This is a genomic window from Oceanicoccus sagamiensis, from assembly GCF_002117105.1.
In the GTDB taxonomy this organism is placed as follows: domain Bacteria; phylum Pseudomonadota; class Gammaproteobacteria; order Pseudomonadales; family Dasaniaceae; genus Oceanicoccus; species Oceanicoccus sagamiensis.
On the sequence record NZ_CP019343.1, the window covers coordinates 2,505,774 to 2,522,305 of the forward strand.

The window sequence follows — 16,532 nt, forward strand, 5'->3', positions numbered from 1 at the left end:
GCGAAAAAACGGTAATCTAGCTTGCCGTTTTCACGGCAACCTCCGTTTTCATTTCTCTCGCCCAATAAGCCGTAGCGCCACAGACCGCGGCGGGCATAATAATTAAGTTGACCAGCGGAATCATGGTTCCCACCATCACACTGGCACCAAAACCGGTAGAGGTAAGCCGCATCACTTTGATTCTTTGCTTCATATCACCAAAGCTCACCTGATGATTATCCATAGGGTAGTCGCAGTATTGAATAACCATCATCCATGCCCCTAATAAAAACCAGAGTAGTGGTGAAATTGCATTGATTAAGGGAATAAAACTAATAATCAATACCAGCAATGCCAGTGGGATATAGTAGACCAGCTTGGCCAGTTCTCGGCCTATACTTTTGGGAAAAGATAATACGGCCTGGCCGATAGTTTCAAAACCGGGAACCTCCTTGCCCGTTAATAACTCTTCCGTTTTTTCGGCTAACAAACCATTAAAGGGTGAAGCAATAATATTGGCAATCACGCTAAAGGTGTACATCACCACCGTCAAAATAAGTAGCACCGCCATTGGCCATAATATCCAGCGAATAAAAGACAGCCAATCCGGCACCCATTCCATGGCCGCTTCAATCCAGCCGCTAAATTGCGCAATCGTCAGGTTGATTAACAGAGAAAAAATAACAATATTGATCAGCAGAGGTATCAGGACAAAAAGTCGCAGCCCCGGCTGAGTAATTAAGCGAAAGCCTTCTAACAAATAATTAAAGCCTGTGACTGGGTTACCTTTCATAGCAGTTCCCTTTAAATTTCTTGAGCCAGTGCATTAGCGCGTTGCGCACAGTTTTGGCAGATACAATAGCGGTCTTTATTTTGGCTATTGGCCTGGTCGATCAGCTGCTGGGGTATATTGACTTCTCTGCACCAGCAGTCGCTGGCATTTGGCTGGTCCGCCATTGCGCAAAGGTTGGTGTCGCCACAGATGGGGCAGGTTGAGGGCGATGCTGTCAAAGTGTTGCTCATAAAAATACCACGGCTGGCATATTGTCAGGCTATTGTAGGGGTTTTAACGCTGCTGTCGATAGCCGATTGAGTGGGGCTTGTTGCTTAGGCATTGCGCCACCTTGACTCTCGGGCGTACTATTCATCTTCTGGAAACACAGTAATGAAAACTCTGGTAAAAAGACCATGACTGACAAGATTGCCGGCTATAACGGCCTGACCCAAACCGAAGCCACGCTGCCTGCGGCTTATTATCTGGATGCTGCGCATTATGAGCGTGAGTTGGCGGCTATCTGGTACCGTAACTGGGTCTATGTCTGCCGCGCAGACGAACTGCAACAGCCCCGCGCTTTTAGAACTCTGGAGATCGGTTCGCAAAATATTTTAGTATTGCGGGACGATCAGGGGGAGTTACAGGCTTTCCATAATACCTGCCGTCATCGCGGCTCTATTCTCTGCACCGAGACCGAAGGTACGTTGCGCTCCCGCTCTTTGGTCTGCCCTTACCATAGCTGGTCTTATTCTCTGCAGGGGGAATTGCAGCGAACGCCTTCCAAGCATACCCCTGACGATTTTAATAAGGCGGACTACCCACTTTATGATGTGGCGGTGATCGATTGGCAGGGTTTTGTATTTGTTAATCTGGAGGGCAGCAATGCCATACCTTTTGAGCAGTCCCTGCAAGAAGACAATGCCAATCTTGATAATTGGCCCTTGGCGGAGTTAAAGCTGGGGCATGTTTATAAAAAAACCATGGACTGTAACTGGAAAATATTCTGGGAAAATTTTAACGAGTGCCTGCATTGCCCATCGGTGCATCCAGAACTTAGCAAGCTGGTACCTATTTATAGCCGGGCATTTATGGAGGCTCAGGACGACCCCAACTGGGCCGAACATCAAGGCAGTGATGACCCCAGGCTGGTGGGAGGTATGAGCCCGGAGGCCCAGACCTGGAGCTTTGATGGTCAGCCCTCCGGTGAGACCTTTGCCGGCCTGACGGATGAGCAGCGTCAAGTCGCCTATCACTATGTGGTAAGCAAACCCTCAGTGTTTATCGTTGCCCATATCGACTATGTGCGTATTGTCCGGCTGCTGCCACTGGGGCCTGAGAAAACAGAGATTCAGGCGCAGTGGTTATTTAGCGAGGCTAATTTGGCTGATGACAATGTTGATATAGAGCGGGTGGCGGAATTTGCCAAATTGGTAATGGATCAGGATGCCAGGGTCTCTGAAATTAACCAGAAAGGACTGCGTTCGATCAAGCACCAACAGGGGGTCCTAATGGCGGAGGAATATGCCGTTCACGACTTCCAAAACTGGGTGCGCCAGCAATTAGAGGATTAAAGCCCGCTAGCGGGACTATTACGGGTTATGGCACGCCATCCCTTCAGGTATAATGCCGCCATTAATCAATGATCGAGTTTGGCAGGTGATGGACGTAAAGCAATATATGGCTGACGTTGGGCGTAAGGCCCGGCAGGCTTCAAGGGCAATGGCAGCGGCGGAAACCGGTGTTAAAAATCAGGCCCTGATAGCAACCGCGGCGGCGATAGAATCATCCCGGGCGGCTTTAATGGCGGCCAATAAAAAAGATATGGATAACGGTGCAGCCAATGGGCTGGAGGCCTCCCTGCTGGATCGTCTGGAATTAACCGATGCCCGTATCGATACCATGATCGAAGGCCTGCATCAGGTCGCCTCCCTGACTGACCCTGTCGGCGAAATCTCCGATTTAAGCTATCGCCCCAGTGGTATTCAGGTAGGTTCCATGCGTGTGCCTTTGGGGGTTATTGGCATTATTTATGAGTCTCGCCCTAACGTGACGGTTGAGGCGGCTAGCCTATGCCTGAAATCAGGCAATGCCACAATTTTGCGCGGTGGCTCAGAGGCGATTCATTCCAATCAGGCCATTGCCACCTGTATCGAGCAGGGCTTAAAGGCGGCATCACTGCCTGCCGAAGCCGTGCAAGTGATAGAAACCACAGACCGCGCAGCGGTAGGTGAGCTGATTACCATGCCAGAATTTGTCGATGTGGTAGTGCCCCGCGGCGGTAAGGGCTTGATTGAGCGTATTTCCAAAGATGCTACGGTTACGGTAATTAAGCATCTGGATGGTATTTGCCATGTCTATATCGATGATCAGGCTGATGCAGATAAAGCGTATGATATTGCCATTAATTCCAAAACCCATCGCTATGGCACCTGCAATACGATGGAAACCCTGCTGGTTGCCGAGGCGGTTGCGGCTGATATTCTCCCACGTCTGGCAGAGGGCTATGGCAAAGCCGGTGTTGAATTGCGTGGCTGTGCTCAAACCTGTGCCATTTTGCCTGCCGCCATAGCGGCGACAGAAGAAGACTGGAGCACCGAGTATCTGGCGCCTATTTTGTCGATTAAAGTCGTGGCCGGTTTAGATCAAGCCATAGAGCATATCAATCAGTACAGCTCACAACATACCGATACGATTGTGTCTGAAAATTATAGCCGTGGCCGGCGTTTTATTCGCGAAGTGGATTCCAGTTCGGTGATGATCAATGCCTCAACCCGCTTTGCCGATGGTTTTGAGTATGGCCTGGGTGCTGAGATCGGTATTTCGACGGACAAAATTCATGCCCGTGGCCCTGTTGGGCTGGAAGGTTTAACCTCACAGAAATATGTGGTGTTAGGCGATGGTCAGGTGCGCCGCTAAACAATGAAAAGCATCGCATTATTTGGCGGTACTTTCGACCCTGTGCATAACGGTCATATACAATCGGCAACGGAATTAAAACAGCGCCTGTCATTGGATGAGTTGCGTTTGGTTCCCTGTCATCTGCCTGTGCATCGGGCGTCTCCCGGTTGCTCATCGGAGCAGCGTTTGGCGATGGTTAAATTAGCGGTAGCGGGAACCCCATTGCAAGTGGATGACCGTGAAATGCATCGCAACCGTTTGTCTTACAGTGTTGATACCCTGGAATCCCTGCGCAATGAATTGGGTGATCAGGTATCACTGAGCTGGGTTATGGGTACCGATGCTTTTGCTGCCTTTGATAGCTGGCACCGCTGGCAGGATTTTTTAACCCTTGCGCATATTATTGTGATGCAGCGCCCCGGTGAAGTACTGCCGGAAGCAGGGCCCGTCGCGCAACTGATAGCGCAATATGGCACGGATACTGTCGAACCGCTGCAACAACAAGCGGCCGGAGCAATACGCTTTGAAAGCCTGACCCCTTACCCGGTGTCGGCCACTGCCATCCGGTCTGCATTAAGCGGGCAGCAGGCAGCAGAGTTTAAGCTGGAACACAGTATGGCCCCGGCCGTACTACACTATATTCAAACGCATCAGCTATACGGCTATCAGGCCTAGTACCGTCAATGTTATTTAACAGAGGAAACAAACACAGCTTATGAATGCTGAGGAAATTAAAAACATCGCCCTGGAAGCGCTGGATGATCTAAAAGGCAGAGATGCAATGACGCTGGATGTAAAACCGATGACTGATATCACCGACTATATGGTGATCTGTACGGGGACTTCCAGCCGCCATGTAAAATCGCTGGCTGATAATGTATCGATGGAGCTTAAAAAGCGCGGTTTGCTAGCCTTAAGTATCGAGGGTGCTGATCATAGTGCCGAGTGGGCGCTGGTCGACTTTGGCGATGTGGTGGTTCATATTATGCTGCCGGAAACGCGGGATTTTTATGACCTTGAGCGCCTGTGGTCAACCCCGCCAGAAGACGCCGAAGCCGAATAATACGCCATGGACAAATAATAACACTATGCGTATACGCGTTATCGCAGTGGGCACCAAGATGCCCAAATGGGTAGAGCAGGGTGTCGATGAATATACCAAGCGCCTGCCCCCTGAACTCAAACTGGAATTTAAAGAAATAGCCCTGGGCAAGCGTGGCAAAGGTGCAGATATTGCCCGTGCCATTAATAGCGAAGGCCAGCAAATGCTGGCGGCTATTGGCCAGCATGACCGAGTGATTGCATTGGATGTCTTGGGCAAGCCCTGGGCTACGGAAAAGCTGGCCGGGGAGTTGCGCAACTGGCAGCTGGAGGGCGACAATATCAGCCTGTTAGTGGGTGGCCCGGATGGCTTGGCAGCAGAGTGCTTACAGCGGGCAAACCAGCGTTGGTCACTGTCTGCCTTAACCCTGCCACATCCTTTAGTAAGAATTGTCCTGGCTGAGCAACTTTATCGCGCCTGGACGATCAATAGTCATCATCCTTATCATCGCTAGATAACCAACGGTTAAACAATGGCAGAGCAAGTCGCCTTAAAAGACCCCTATACCGAGAAGCGTATTTACGGTGCGCGGACGATATTTGCGGCGCTGGTGGTTTTTGCCCTGCTGTCTTTGTTAATGGCCCGCTACTTTAGCCTGCAAATTACCCAGCATGAAACCTACCGCACCCAGTCTGACCGCAACCGAGTGCAATTACAGCCCGTGCCACCCAAGCGCGGGCTAATCTATGATCGCAATGGTGTACTGTTAGCGGAAAACCGTGCCAGCTATAGCTTAACGATTATTAAAGAACAGGTGGAAGACCTCGACCAAACCATTGGTCTGTTGCAAGACTTGATTAATATTGATGACGACCATATCAAGAAGTACCGCCGTCTGGTCAGCCGCAGCCGTCCTTATTCTTCCGTGCCCTTAAAGCTAAAACTATCTCCTGAAGAAATTGCGATTATTTCCGTCAACCGCTATCGCCTGCCGGGGGTGGATGTTGATGCGCAATTGGCGCGTCATTATCCCCAGGGTGAATTATTTGCTCATGTGCTGGGTTATGTGGGACGTATCAACGAAGCGGAACAGTTGCAGATTGACGAGGTTAACTACTCTGGCACCAATGAGATTGGCAAAATTGGGCTGGAAAAGTATTACGAAGATATTTTGCACGGCAAGGTGGGTTACCAAAATGTGGAAACCAATGCCCGTGGCCGGGTATTGCGGGTGTTAGAGCGCACCAACCCTGAACCGGGAGCTGACCTTACCCTGCATCTGGATGCCCATGTGCAAAAAGTGGCCCACGAGGCATTGGGTGATGAGCGCGGCGCTGTCGTGGCGATTGACCCAAGAACCGGTGGCATTATTGCTATGGCCAGCACCCCGAGTTTTGATGCCAATTTATTTGTTGGGGGCATCAGTACCAAAGACTATAGTCGCCTGCGCGACTCCATCGATCTGCCGTTATTTAATCGTGCTTTGCAGGGGCAATATCCACCAGCATCTACCGTTAAGCCTCACTACGGTTTGGCTGGCTTGCACTACGGAGTGATAACCCCGCAAAGTAAAGTGCGGGACCCCGGTTGGTATAAATTGCCCAATGATGACCGTATGTACCGCGACTGGACCTGGCAAAAGAAAAAACGGGGCCATGGGACCTTTGTTGATTTGGAGCAGTCGATTGTCGAATCCTGCGACACCTACTTTTACGACCTTGCCTATAATATGGGCATTGACCGTATGCATGATTTTATGGCGCCGTTTGGTTTCGGCAGCAAAACCGGCGTCGATAATACCAATGAGCGTAGCGGCTTGTTGCCCTCAAAAGACTGGAAGCGCATTTATAAGCGCTCGACCTGGTACCACGGTGAAACCTTAAGTGTGGGCATTGGTCAGGGTTATTTATTAGCAACACCGATGCAATTGGCTGCGTCGATGGTGGCCATGGCCAATCGGGGTAAACACTTCGCCCCTCGCTTCCTTAAGCGCTTGGGGGATGAAGAGATCACCGCCCCTGAATTACCGATGATTGAGGTTGAAGCTGAGCATTGGGAGGCCGTCACCCATGCGATGGAAGAAGTGGTTCACGGTAGAAAGGGCACGGCTAATCGTATTAATCGCGGTTTGAAATATCGCATTGCCGGTAAAACCGGTAGCGCCCAGATTATCGGTATTGGCCAGGATGAAGTTTACGATGAAGAGCAAGTGGCCAAACGAAAAAAGGACCACGGTTTATTTGTGGCTTTTGCGCCGGTTAAAGACCCTAAGATTGTGGTCGCCATTATTGTAGAAAACGGCGTCCATGGTTCCTGGGTGTCGCCTATCGCGCGCAAAGTGTTTGATGCCTATTTATTGGATCAGGGTATGTTGGAAGAAAATACTGATGCCGGGTTGATTGCCCAGGCCGCCGCAGAGAGTGCTACAGAATGAGCCAGGATTTTGTCAGGCAAATGCCAGATCGCTCTTCCGACCTTGCCCGCAGAACCGGGTTTTGGCAGCGGGTCCATATCGACCCCTTATTACTGATGCTATTGCTGACCTTAACCGCCTTTGGGCTGCTGGTATTATACGGTGCCGCCGGTCAGAGCAGCGGCACGATGATACGCCAGGGTCGCTTTTTGATTATCGGCTATATCGGTATGTTAGTGGTGGCACAGTTAGATGTTGAACGGATAAAGCGTCTGGCTCCGCTGGCCTATTTAGTGGGTATAGCACTGTTGATTGCGGTGCCATTAGTGGGGGTAGGCGCAAAAGGCGCCCAGCGCTGGTTAAGTTTGGGTGGGTTTCGCTTTCAGCCCTCCGAGTTAATGAAGTTGGTCGTGCCCATGGCTGTTGCCTGGTATTTTGCAGGCAGGGCCTTACCCCCGCGGCTTAAACATATTGTTGCCAGCTTAATTATGATTGCTGTGCCGACCTTATTAATTGCCAGACAGCCCGATTTGGGCACCTCTATTTTAATTGCGGCCTCGGGTTTGTTCGCGTTATTTCTGGCGGGGATAGGCTGGCGTTTTATCTTTGGTGCCGCTGGCCTGTTATTGGTGTCTGCCTACCCGATGTGGCAATTTGTCTTACGGGATTATCAAAAAACGCGCATTCTCACCTTGCTCAATCCCGAGAGTGATAAGTTAGGTGCTGGCTGGAATATTATTCAGTCAAAAACCGCGATCGGTTCCGGTGGTTGGGACGGCAAGGGCTGGCTTAACGGTACCCAGTCGCAATTAAACTTCCTGCCGGAGAGCCATACCGATTTTATTATTGCGGTGCTGGCAGAGGAATGGGGGCTGCGCGGTGTTATAGCGCTGATGTTGATTTACCTGGCGATTATTATTCGCGGTTTATGGATCGGGATGAATGCCCAGCATAGCTTTGGCCGCTTATTGGCCGGTAGTATTACTTTAACCTTTTTTGTGTATGTTTTTGTGAATATGGGCATGGTGTCCGGTTTACTGCCTGTCGTTGGTGTACCCTTGCCACTGGTTAGTCAGGGGGGAACATCGCTGGTTACCTTGTTAGCGGGCTTTGGTTTGTTAATGGCCATTAGCACTGAGAAGCGCATGATGGAGCAATAGATATTTTTTTCTACAGATACAGGTTGGCAGACTGGTATTTGGTCAATAGTTAGATACACTGAACTTAATCTGTGAACACTCATCAAATAATAATGGATGCTGTTGTGAAAAACTGTTCAAGTAAAACCCTGATACTGTTTGTAGCCTATCTGGTTGCCTGTCTCTCTGCCTCCTTCACGTTGGCTTCTGATTACCGCGACCATCCTCAGGCCAAAGCCTTTGTCGATAAGATGGTTACCGAGCACGGTTTTGAGCGCGCCTATGTGCAGCAATTAATCGATGGTGCTGTGCGCAAGCAGTCGATTCTTGATGCCATTTCCCGGCCCGCAGAAAAAACCAAAACCTGGGGGCAGTACCGCAAAATTTTTGTGACAAAAACCCGCACTAGTCAGGGTAAAGAATTTATGCAAAAGCATGCCAGTACCCTGGCCCGTGCCGAGCGGGAATTTGGTGTGCCAGCACAATTGATTAGTGCCATTATTGGTGTAGAAACCCGTTACGGTCGCAATACCGGTAGTTATAGAGTGCTGGATTCATTGGCAACGCTGGGTTTTGATTATCCGAAAAGGGGCAAGTTTTTTACCAAGGAGCTGGAAGAATATTTGCTGTTGGTCAGAGAGCAGAAATTTGACCCTGAAGTTATCAAAGGCTCCTATGCCGGTGCGATGGGTTATGGGCAGTTTATTTCCAGCAGCTATCGTCACTATGCCATTGATTTCGATGGTGATGGTGTGGCTGATATTATTAATAACCCGGTGGATGCGATTGGCAGTGTGGCCAATTACTTTAAAGCCCACGGTTGGCAGCCCGATCAACCAGTGACCTATACCGCCACCGTGACAGCTGATCACAATGCGGATATTGCCAATCAAAAGCTAAAACCCAAGTTTACTGTTGCCCAGCTTCAGGCCGAGGGCTATCAGTCATCTGTTGCAATTGATGGCGAGCAGATGGCCACCGCCATGCGTCTTGAAGGCGATGAGGGTATTGAGTATTGGCTGGGGCTGAAGAATTTTTATGTGATCACTCGCTATAACCACAGTAAGCTGTACGCGATGGCGGTTTATCAGCTAAGTGAAGAATTACAGTAAGAGAATCATTCCTGCGGGAATACATGACGAAAGAGTACAGAGCTGCACCCTTGAATTACCGTCTATTACAATACCTGTTACTACCTTTGCTATTAGCAAGCTGCAATACCACTACGGGGCTGTTTGAAGAAAAAGACAGTGCCCCTGAGCAAACGGTTGACCCTGCAACGATTAAAGATGCTGTCCCCCGTGAAGACTTTATTACTCGGGCAGGCAATAAAAACCCCTATACCGTTTTGGGTAAAACCTACCACCTGTTACCCACCAGCAAGGGCTATAAAGAGGAGGGCGTGGCCTCATGGTATGGTACCAAGTTTCACGGCCGACCAACCGCCAATGGCGAACCCTATAGCCTTTATGGCATGACCGCTGCCCACCGCACCCTGCCGATTCCTGCCTATGTCAAAGTGACTAATATGGCGAATAACCAAACCGCAATAGTGCGGGTCAATGATCGCGGGCCTTTCCACTCGGAGCGGATAATCGATTTATCCTATGCGGCTGCCGTTAAGCTGGGCTATGCGGAGCAGGGTACAGCCAGGGTGCTGATTGAAGTGATAGACCCCAAAAGCCATGATTCGGCAGTGGCTGAATCTGAAAATACCCAGAGCTATATCCTGCAAGTTGGTGCTTTTAAGAGCCTGCAAGCGGCTGCCAAATTACGGGCAGAGTTAATATTAGGCACCCATCAAGCGGTCACTATTCCCGTTGCTAAACCGGGAGGCTATTATCGCGTGCAGCTGGGTCCATTGAACTCTATGGACGAAGTTAAACAGGTTAGCGAGCAGTTATTAGAGTTTAATATCAGCCAGCCGCGAATTATCGCTCAATAAGCCTGTTAGCGGCGTGATTATTGGGCTTAAGGCTATCTGGCACTTGTTTTCAGCGGTACATCCGTTACCATTTGCGACACTTCATTATCCTTAAATAGTTTGCTACTTATGCGTAATTACTTTGTTGTTTTGTTTTCCCTGCTAGCCATGTCTTTGGTCAGCGCAGCCCCCGCTATTATCCCCTCACCCCCCAAGATTGCCGCCAGCGGTTATATTTTGATCGATGCGGATAGCGGCAAGGTGATTACAGCCAATAATGCCGATGAGCGCTTACCCCCCGCCAGCCTGACCAAGCTGATGACCAGCTATGTGCTGTCGGTAGAGTTGGAAGAGGGTAATGTGTCCAATGATGATTTGGTGACTATCAGCAAAAATGCCTGGGCACAAAACCCGGTCTTCGCCGGTTCTTCGTTAATGTGGATCGAAGTGGGCAAGCAGGTCAGCCTGCACGATCTGCATTTGGGGGTGGTGATTTCTTCTGGCAACGATTCCAGTGTTGCCGTGGCGGAGCACTTGGCAGGTAGTGAAAGCGCCTTTGCTGATGTCATGAACCAGCATGCTCAAGTACTGGGGATGAAAGATTCTAACTTTGTGAATTCCCACGGTTTGCCAGACTCTGAGCACTATATGACAGCCCGTGATTTGGCGACCCTGTCCAAAGCCATTTTAAAATATCCCAAAGAGTATGCGCTGTATAGCGAACCGGATTTTACCTATAACAACATTCGTCAAACCAACCGCAACCGCTTATTGTGGAAGGACGATAGTGTTGATGGCCTTAAAACCGGCTATACCAAAGAAGCGGGTTACTGTTTGGTCGCCTCGGCCAAGAGAAACGGTATGCGCTTAATCTCTGTGGTAATGGGGGCGAAAAGCCAGTCGGGTCGTGAAACCGAAACCCAGAAATTATTGGCCTATGGCTTCCGTTATTATGAAACCCACCAGCTTTACACGGTCGGTGATGAGTTGACCGATGCCAAGGTCTGGGCTGGTGCAGAAGATAGTATCAACTTAGGTGTAGAGCGTGATATTCACCTCACTATCCCCAGAGGCAAGCATAAAGATATCAAGGCAGTAATGAACCTGAATGAAGTGATCAAGGCGCCGGTCACCAAGGGTAAAGAATATGGTGAGTTAGTAGTTACTCTGGATGGTGAAGAGCTATTACGTGAGCCTCTATTGGCACTTCAGTCAGTCGAGCAGGGCGGTTTATTTAAACGCTTGTGGGATGCCATTGTCTTATTTTTTACTTCGCTAATCAGTTAAGTGTATTGAGATAATGAGCGAACAAGAGCCCCCAAAATAGAATTCCCCTGCGAGTACCCGATTAAAATTATGGGGCGTCAATCGCCCACCTTTAAAGAGGTGGTACTAGAGGTGATGCGTAAGCACGCCGGTGATATTAAGGATTCGCAAATTAAAGACCGCGCCAGTGGCAAAGGGACGTTTGTTTCTATTACCGTTACCATTACCGCCACCGGCAAACCCCAGCTCGATGCTATCTTTGAAGACTTAAAAGCCACCGGCGTTGTGCAGATGGTCCTGTAGATGCTGATTGTCCGCGATCTGGGTTTGGCTGACTACGAGCCGGTATGGCAGGCTATGCAGCACTTTACCGATACGCGCGACCCTGATACCCCCGATGAAATCTGGTGTTTAGAACACCCCGCAGTCTTTACCCAGGGTCAGGCCGGCAAGGCTGAGCACTTATTAGCGCCGGGTAATATCCCCGTTATTCAAGTGGACCGAGGTGGTCAGGTAACCTACCACGGCCCCGGACAGTTAGTGGCCTACTTACTGATTGATTTGCGCAGAAAAGATATGGGGGTGAGAAATCTGGTCACTGCCATTGAAGCTGCCATTGTAAAGGTATTGGCTCACTACCAGATTAAGGCTGCCCCCAGAGCCGATGCCCCGGGAGTCTATATCCAGACCCCGGATGGCGAGGCGGGTGCCAAGATTGCGCAACTGGGTTTAAGGGTTCGCAAGGGCTGTAGCTTCCATGGTCTTAGCATCAATCGGGATATGGATATAGAGCCCTTTCAGCGCATCAACCCCTGCGGTTATGCCGGTATGGCGGTGAGCAGTATGCACCTCGAAACCCCCAACCCTCCTTCCTATTCGGCATTATCTACGCAATTGATCGAGCAACTGGCTAGTGATCTCGGGTATACTGAGCGCCAGCAGATTAGCGATGGCCAGTTACCCGGCTAACGCAGTACTAACGATATTGAGAACGTCATGAGCGATACCCCAGTTCCAGCCAAGCCTCGGCCCAAGAAGGTTGTCCAGGGCGAAAAACTTCGCGGCGCCGACAAAGTAGCCCGCATTCCGGTTAAAGTTATCCCGACAGTTGAGCTGCCTAAAAAGCCCGACTGGATCCGCGTAAAAATGCCGATCAGCCCGGAAGTCACCCGTATCAAAAGCTTGCTCCGTAAACATAAGCTGGCTTCGGTCTGTGAAGAGGCTCAGTGCCCCAACCTTGGCGAATGCTTTAGCGGCGGCACCGCCACCTTTATGATTATGGGGGAAATCTGCACCCGTCGCTGCCCCTTCTGTGATGTTGCTCACGGCCGTCCCAATGCTTTGGATGAAAATGAGCCCACAGAACTGGCTATCGCCATTGCCGATATGGCATTGAAATATGTGGTAGTTACCTCCGTTGACCGCGATGATTTAAAAGATGGTGGTGCCCAGCATTTTGCTGACTGTATTCGTGAAACCCGCGCCCGTACTCCGGAGATTAAAATCGAGGTACTGGTTCCTGACTTCCGTGGCCGGATGGATATTGCGTTGGATATATTGGCCGATGAAGCGCCCGATGTGTTTAACCATAATCTGGAGTCGGTCCCTGGTCTCTATAAAAAAATCCGCCCCGGTTCTGATTACCAATGGTCCTTGGATTTACTGAAAAAATATAAAGAGCGCCGCCCGGATGTATTAACCAAATCCGGTTTGATGTTAGGTTTGGGTGAAACGCGTGAAGAGTTAATTCAAGTGATGCATGATATGCGTGCCCACGATATCGATATGATTACCTTGGGCCAGTATCTGCAACCCAGCCGTGATCACTTGGCGGTAGAGCGTTTTGTCACTCCCGAAGAGTTTGATGAATTTGGCCGCATTGCCGAAGAGTTGGGTTTTAAATCGGTGGCCAGTGGGCCGTTAGTGCGTTCGTCTTATCATGCGGATAAGCAGGTTGATTTAAGTTTACTGAAATAATTTGGGCTGATAGCATCTGGCTTTAGATATTGCAGCCAGAGTTGATATCATCCCATTTCTTATCCTTTAATATGCGGCTAATCCCGTTTATATCTTGCTCGGTGAGCGCTGAAAACGTCACCAGCGTATCCGAAAGCGGTTTCATATTGGCAATAATATCCCGGTAGCGACTGACTTTTTTACGGTCTGATTGGTTGTGGAATACTAACACCGAGATAGGGAATTCTGATTCAATAGGAAAGTAATGTAGCTCGTCTTTAAATTGAGGTGAGAGCTCGTTATATAACAAGGCCGTCATGGCAATCACATCGACATCATTATTGATCATTGCCAAAATGGATTTGGTGCGTTCAATAGGAATAAATTCAATCTCTGCTCTCAGTCCGGGAATACTATCAATAGCGTTATTAGCGATACTGGTAATGGTGAGTCCGGGTGTCATGGTGGCAAAGGTTTTTCCTCTCAGGTCACTGAGTGATTTGATCGGCTTATTTTTTTTTGAAACCAGATTGATCGTTAGTTTTTGGTCAACTTTTAGCAGCGGCAAATAGCCGTATTGCTGGGTGACCGTTGGCACCAGTTGTGGCGTGATTACCAGAATATCACTGTGTTGTTGTTTGGCGCTTTGTAGTAGTTGGCAGCCATTACTTTTGCTGTAGATTTTTACGGGCGTATTCATTTCTCTTTCCAGCATCATTCTATGGCTGTTTAAGATAGATAAGCCGACATTGCCAGGCAGAAAGGTTTGATCGGTAATAATAAAAGTATCGCTGGCCTGTGCGGTATGGATAGCGGCCAGTGCAAAGAATAGTGTTGTTAGCAGACGTAGCATCATACCCAGGATCTTATCGATAGAGTTAATACCAAGGCATAGGCTAGGGCTAGCCAGAAACCTATGTTTGCACCTTAACCTAAATATAGGCTGATGTATGTATTTATTGCTGTCTGTTAGCTTCAGGGCTCTATAAGCGGATTGAATAATCCAGCCTGCCACGTTACCCTGCTGGTTTGATATGACGGTTTTGTTCACGGTAGAAAATAATGTGGTTACTGATTAGCTATGTCTTGATAGCACTGGGTTTTTCTTTTCTTTGCTCTATTGCTGAAGCGGTGCTGCTCAGTGTGAGTAATGCGCATATAGCCCTGTTGGAGCAGCAGAAGAAGAAAGCCGGCCCTCTGCTTAAGAAGATGAAAGAGGATATCAATAAGCCCTTGGCGGCTATTCTCACGTTAAATACCATTGCCCATACCATTGGTGCTGCCGGAGCGGGGGCTCAGGCTGTTGTCGTTTTCGGCAATGCCTATGTGGCGGTTGCTTCCGCAGTGCTGACTTTATTGATTTTAGTCTTCTCTGAAATTATCCCTAAAACTCTGGGTGCCCATTATTGGCGGCAGCTGGCTCCGGTAACGGCCTATGTGCTTAAGTACCTGGTTATTGTGCTTTATCCCTTTGTAAAATTGTCAGAATCGCTGATGGGCGGGTTTACCCACGGCCCCACCTTGGCCGGTTTTAGTCGACAAGAGTTTGCCGCGATGGCGGATTTAAGTAGTCAGGAAGGGCAGATTGGAGAGCAGGAATCACGCATTCTGAAAAATATCTTTTTATTACGAGCCACGGCGGTTACTGCGGTAATGACGCCTCGTACCGTGGTGTTGTCCTTGTCGGATGCCATCACAGTAGAAGAGTTTTTTCATAAATATGACCATGTGCCTTTTTCCCGAATTCCCATCTATCAGGGGGATCAGGAGAATATTACCGGTTTTGTCTTTCGCAGTGATTTACTGTTAGCCAAAGCCAGGGGCAATGATGTTAAGCGCTTGGCGGATTACCGACGGGATTTAACGGCAATCCCGGAAACCACAACGCTGTCGGCGGCCTTTAACGATTTTCTTGAGCTGCGTGTGCATATGTTGCTGGTGGTGGATGAGTATGGTGGTGTTGAAGGGATTGTTACGCTTGAAGATATTCTGGAAACCTTGCTGGGCTTAGAGATCGTCGATGAAAAGGATAAAACGGTCGATATGCAGGAGGAGGCTCGTAAGCTATGGAAGCAACGGGCACAGCAAATGGAGCAAAAAAAGTCGGAGCAATAATTAGTGCTTAATGGCGAGTTTTGCACCCGCCAGCGTTGCAACCAGTTGCTCCAGTAAATCCCAGCTATTGTCGGGTCTCATCCCTTTCACCGACTGGTCAATATGATTAGCCATTTTAACCAATTGCTGTAATTGTTTGACCCTTAGCCGTTGCAGTGCACTTTTAGTCACCGCTTTGCGCTTGTCCCAAACCCGCTGGTTTTGCAATACGCGGTCGACGCCATTGCCCTGTTCGATTTGTTCGGCGCACTGGCATAGTGTGCGCAGTTCTCTGCTGAGCGCCCATAGTAAGCCCAGTGGTTCGCTGCCCTCAGCTTTTAAACCTTGTAGCATTCTCAGGCTGCCCTTGCGGTCACCTTCCAAAGCGCGATCCACTAAGCCAAAGACATCGTAGCGGGCGTTGTCGGCAACAGCGGCAGTAATTGTGTCGGCATCAATAACGTCGGCGTTGGTATAGAGTCGCAGCTTTTCTATTTCCTGCACCGCGGCTAACAAGTTGCCTTCAACACGCTCGGCCAACATTTTGATAGCATCATCACTGGCTCTTAAGCCCACCATATTAAGACGGTTGCTAATCCATCGGGGCAATTGCTTGGCGTCTATCGGCCAGCATTGTATGGAGGCACCCGCAGCTTCAATATTTTTATACCATTTAGTGCGCGTTGAGGAGCCTTCGAGTTTATTGCAAATAATCAGCAGTACATTATCGGCAGAGGCGTTGGCAGCATATTCGGTTAATGCTTTGCCGCCAGCATCACCGGGCTTGCCGTTGGGCATACGTAATTCAATCAGCTTGCGCTCGGCAAATAACGACATCGCCGCAGCGGAGGCTAATAACTCGCTCCAATCAAAACCGGTTTCAACATGCATTACCTCACGGCTAAAGCCCTGCTTGCGGCAATTGAGCCTGATCGCATCACAGCATTCCTGGACCAATAAACTTTCGTCGCCGCTGACAATATAAATCGGCAACAAGCCTTTGGCTAAATTTTGCTGTACTTGGTCTGGGCGCAGGCGCATAGGGC

General features: G+C 49.4%; 18 protein-coding genes. 14 read left to right on the top strand and 4 right to left on the bottom strand.

What is annotated here, in order from left to right; genetic code table 11:
• Positions 1-16: 16 nt before the first annotated feature.
• Together cysZ and BST96_RS11420 are read right to left on the bottom strand one after the other, a co-directional pair.
• Positions 17-772, bottom strand: a complete 756-nt coding sequence (gene cysZ / locus BST96_RS11415; protein ID WP_085758831.1) for a sulfate transporter CysZ — start codon at positions 770-772, stop codon at positions 17-19.
• An 11-nt stretch (positions 773-783) separates the two neighbouring features.
• Positions 784-1,002, bottom strand: a complete 219-nt coding sequence (locus tag BST96_RS11420; RefSeq protein WP_085758832.1) for a cysteine-rich CWC family protein — start codon at positions 1,000-1,002, stop codon at positions 784-786.
• A gap of 165 nt (positions 1,003-1,167) precedes the next feature.
• On the opposite strand from BST96_RS11420, the gene BST96_RS11425 reads away from it, so the two are divergent.
• From BST96_RS11425 to lipA, 13 genes are all read left to right on the top strand, one after another.
• Positions 1,168-2,325, top strand: a complete 1,158-nt coding sequence (locus BST96_RS11425; protein ID WP_085758833.1) for an aromatic ring-hydroxylating oxygenase subunit alpha — start codon at positions 1,168-1,170, stop codon at positions 2,323-2,325.
• Positions 2,326-2,413: 88 nt separating this feature from the next.
• Positions 2,414-3,670 carry a glutamate-5-semialdehyde dehydrogenase gene (locus BST96_RS11430; protein WP_085760515.1) on the top strand — a complete coding sequence of 419 codons (1,257 nt, stop codon included), beginning with the start codon at positions 2,414-2,416 and terminating at the stop codon, positions 3,668-3,670.
• A 3-nt stretch (positions 3,671-3,673) separates the two neighbouring features.
• Positions 3,674-4,327, top strand: coding sequence for a nicotinate-nucleotide adenylyltransferase (gene nadD / locus BST96_RS11435; RefSeq protein WP_085758834.1), 654 nt, complete (start codon positions 3,674-3,676; stop codon positions 4,325-4,327).
• Between the two features lie 40 nt (positions 4,328-4,367).
• Entirely contained in the window at positions 4,368-4,715 is a 348-nt protein-coding gene (gene rsfS / locus BST96_RS11440) for a ribosome silencing factor (protein WP_085758835.1), read from the top strand.
• Between the two features lie 25 nt (positions 4,716-4,740).
• A complete protein-coding gene (gene rlmH / locus BST96_RS11445) occupies positions 4,741-5,208 on the top strand; it encodes a 23S rRNA (pseudouridine(1915)-N(3))-methyltransferase RlmH (RefSeq protein WP_085758836.1) in 468 nt (155 codons plus the stop codon).
• A gap of 18 nt (positions 5,209-5,226) precedes the next feature.
• Positions 5,227-7,128, top strand: coding sequence for a penicillin-binding protein 2 (gene mrdA / locus BST96_RS11450; protein ID WP_085758837.1), 1,902 nt, complete (start codon positions 5,227-5,229; stop codon positions 7,126-7,128).
• On the top strand, positions 7,125-8,267 hold the full coding sequence (rodA, locus tag BST96_RS11455; RefSeq protein WP_085758838.1) for a rod shape-determining protein RodA: 1,143 nt from the start codon (positions 7,125-7,127) through the stop codon (positions 8,265-8,267). Before mrdA ends, rodA begins: the two co-directional genes overlap by 4 nt.
• A gap of 92 nt (positions 8,268-8,359) precedes the next feature.
• Positions 8,360-9,358 carry a lytic murein transglycosylase B gene (mltB, locus tag BST96_RS11460; RefSeq protein WP_085758839.1) on the top strand — a complete coding sequence of 333 codons (999 nt, stop codon included), beginning with the start codon at positions 8,360-8,362 and terminating at the stop codon, positions 9,356-9,358.
• A gap of 23 nt (positions 9,359-9,381) precedes the next feature.
• Positions 9,382-10,191, top strand: coding sequence for a septal ring lytic transglycosylase RlpA family protein (locus BST96_RS11465; protein WP_085758840.1), 810 nt, complete (start codon positions 9,382-9,384; stop codon positions 10,189-10,191).
• Positions 10,192-10,299: 108 nt separating this feature from the next.
• Positions 10,300-11,457: a D-alanyl-D-alanine carboxypeptidase family protein gene (locus BST96_RS11470; protein ID WP_085758841.1), complete on the top strand. Its 1,158-nt coding sequence runs from the start codon at positions 10,300-10,302 to the stop codon at positions 11,455-11,457.
• Positions 11,458-11,526: 69 nt separating this feature from the next.
• Positions 11,527-11,739, top strand: coding sequence for a YbeD family protein (locus BST96_RS11475; protein WP_085758842.1), 213 nt, complete (start codon positions 11,527-11,529; stop codon positions 11,737-11,739).
• The gene (lipB, locus tag BST96_RS11480) at positions 11,740-12,405 is read left to right on the top strand and encodes a lipoyl(octanoyl) transferase LipB (RefSeq protein WP_085758843.1); all 666 of its coding nucleotides are present in this window, start codon (positions 11,740-11,742) and stop codon (positions 12,403-12,405) included.
• A 27-nt stretch (positions 12,406-12,432) separates the two neighbouring features.
• Entirely contained in the window at positions 12,433-13,413 is a 981-nt protein-coding gene (gene lipA, locus BST96_RS11485; protein ID WP_085758844.1) for a lipoyl synthase, read from the top strand.
• A 22-nt stretch (positions 13,414-13,435) separates the two neighbouring features.
• Here lipA and BST96_RS11490 read toward each other — a convergent pair whose 3' ends face one another.
• Complete coding sequence (locus BST96_RS11490) at positions 13,436-14,248, bottom strand: PhnD/SsuA/transferrin family substrate-binding protein (RefSeq protein ID WP_085758845.1); 813 nt, start codon at positions 14,246-14,248, stop codon at positions 13,436-13,438.
• Positions 14,249-14,454: 206 nt separating this feature from the next.
• Here BST96_RS11490 and BST96_RS11495 point away from each other — a divergent pair, with 206 nt between their 5' ends.
• Positions 14,455-15,507, top strand: coding sequence for a CNNM domain-containing protein (locus tag BST96_RS11495; RefSeq protein ID WP_085758846.1), 1,053 nt, complete (start codon positions 14,455-14,457; stop codon positions 15,505-15,507).
• Here the strand turns inward: BST96_RS11495 and holA are convergent, their stop codons facing one another.
• The gene (gene holA, locus BST96_RS11500; RefSeq protein WP_085758847.1) at positions 15,508-16,527 is read right to left on the bottom strand and encodes a DNA polymerase III subunit delta; all 1,020 of its coding nucleotides are present in this window, start codon (positions 16,525-16,527) and stop codon (positions 15,508-15,510) included.
• Positions 16,528-16,532: the final 5 nt, after the last annotated feature.

Coding starts and splice junctions, on each gene's coding strand:
- cysZ (WP_085758831.1), bottom strand. CDS start 772: ATGAAAGGTAACCCAGTCACAGGCTTTAATTATTTGTTAGAAGGCTTT.
- BST96_RS11420 (WP_085758832.1), bottom strand. CDS start 1,002: ATGAGCAACACTTTGACAGCATCGCCCTCAACCTGCCCCATCTGTGGC.
- BST96_RS11425 (WP_085758833.1), top strand. CDS start 1,168: ATGACTGACAAGATTGCCGGCTATAACGGCCTGACCCAAACCGAAGCC.
- BST96_RS11430 (WP_085760515.1), top strand. CDS start 2,414: ATGGACGTAAAGCAATATATGGCTGACGTTGGGCGTAAGGCCCGGCAG.
- nadD (WP_085758834.1), top strand. CDS start 3,674: ATGAAAAGCATCGCATTATTTGGCGGTACTTTCGACCCTGTGCATAAC.
- rsfS (WP_085758835.1), top strand. CDS start 4,368: ATGAATGCTGAGGAAATTAAAAACATCGCCCTGGAAGCGCTGGATGAT.
- rlmH (WP_085758836.1), top strand. CDS start 4,741: ATGCGTATACGCGTTATCGCAGTGGGCACCAAGATGCCCAAATGGGTA.
- mrdA (WP_085758837.1), top strand. CDS start 5,227: ATGGCAGAGCAAGTCGCCTTAAAAGACCCCTATACCGAGAAGCGTATT.
- rodA (WP_085758838.1), top strand. CDS start 7,125: ATGAGCCAGGATTTTGTCAGGCAAATGCCAGATCGCTCTTCCGACCTT.
- mltB (WP_085758839.1), top strand. CDS start 8,360: ATGGATGCTGTTGTGAAAAACTGTTCAAGTAAAACCCTGATACTGTTT.
- BST96_RS11465 (WP_085758840.1), top strand. CDS start 9,382: ATGACGAAAGAGTACAGAGCTGCACCCTTGAATTACCGTCTATTACAA.
- BST96_RS11470 (WP_085758841.1), top strand. CDS start 10,300: ATGCGTAATTACTTTGTTGTTTTGTTTTCCCTGCTAGCCATGTCTTTG.
- BST96_RS11475 (WP_085758842.1), top strand. CDS start 11,527: ATGGGGCGTCAATCGCCCACCTTTAAAGAGGTGGTACTAGAGGTGATG.
- lipB (WP_085758843.1), top strand. CDS start 11,740: ATGCTGATTGTCCGCGATCTGGGTTTGGCTGACTACGAGCCGGTATGG.
- lipA (WP_085758844.1), top strand. CDS start 12,433: ATGAGCGATACCCCAGTTCCAGCCAAGCCTCGGCCCAAGAAGGTTGTC.
- BST96_RS11490 (WP_085758845.1), bottom strand. CDS start 14,248: ATGATGCTACGTCTGCTAACAACACTATTCTTTGCACTGGCCGCTATC.
- BST96_RS11495 (WP_085758846.1), top strand. CDS start 14,455: ATGTGGTTACTGATTAGCTATGTCTTGATAGCACTGGGTTTTTCTTTT.
- holA (WP_085758847.1), bottom strand. CDS start 16,527: ATGCGCCTGCGCCCAGACCAAGTACAGCAAAATTTAGCCAAAGGCTTG.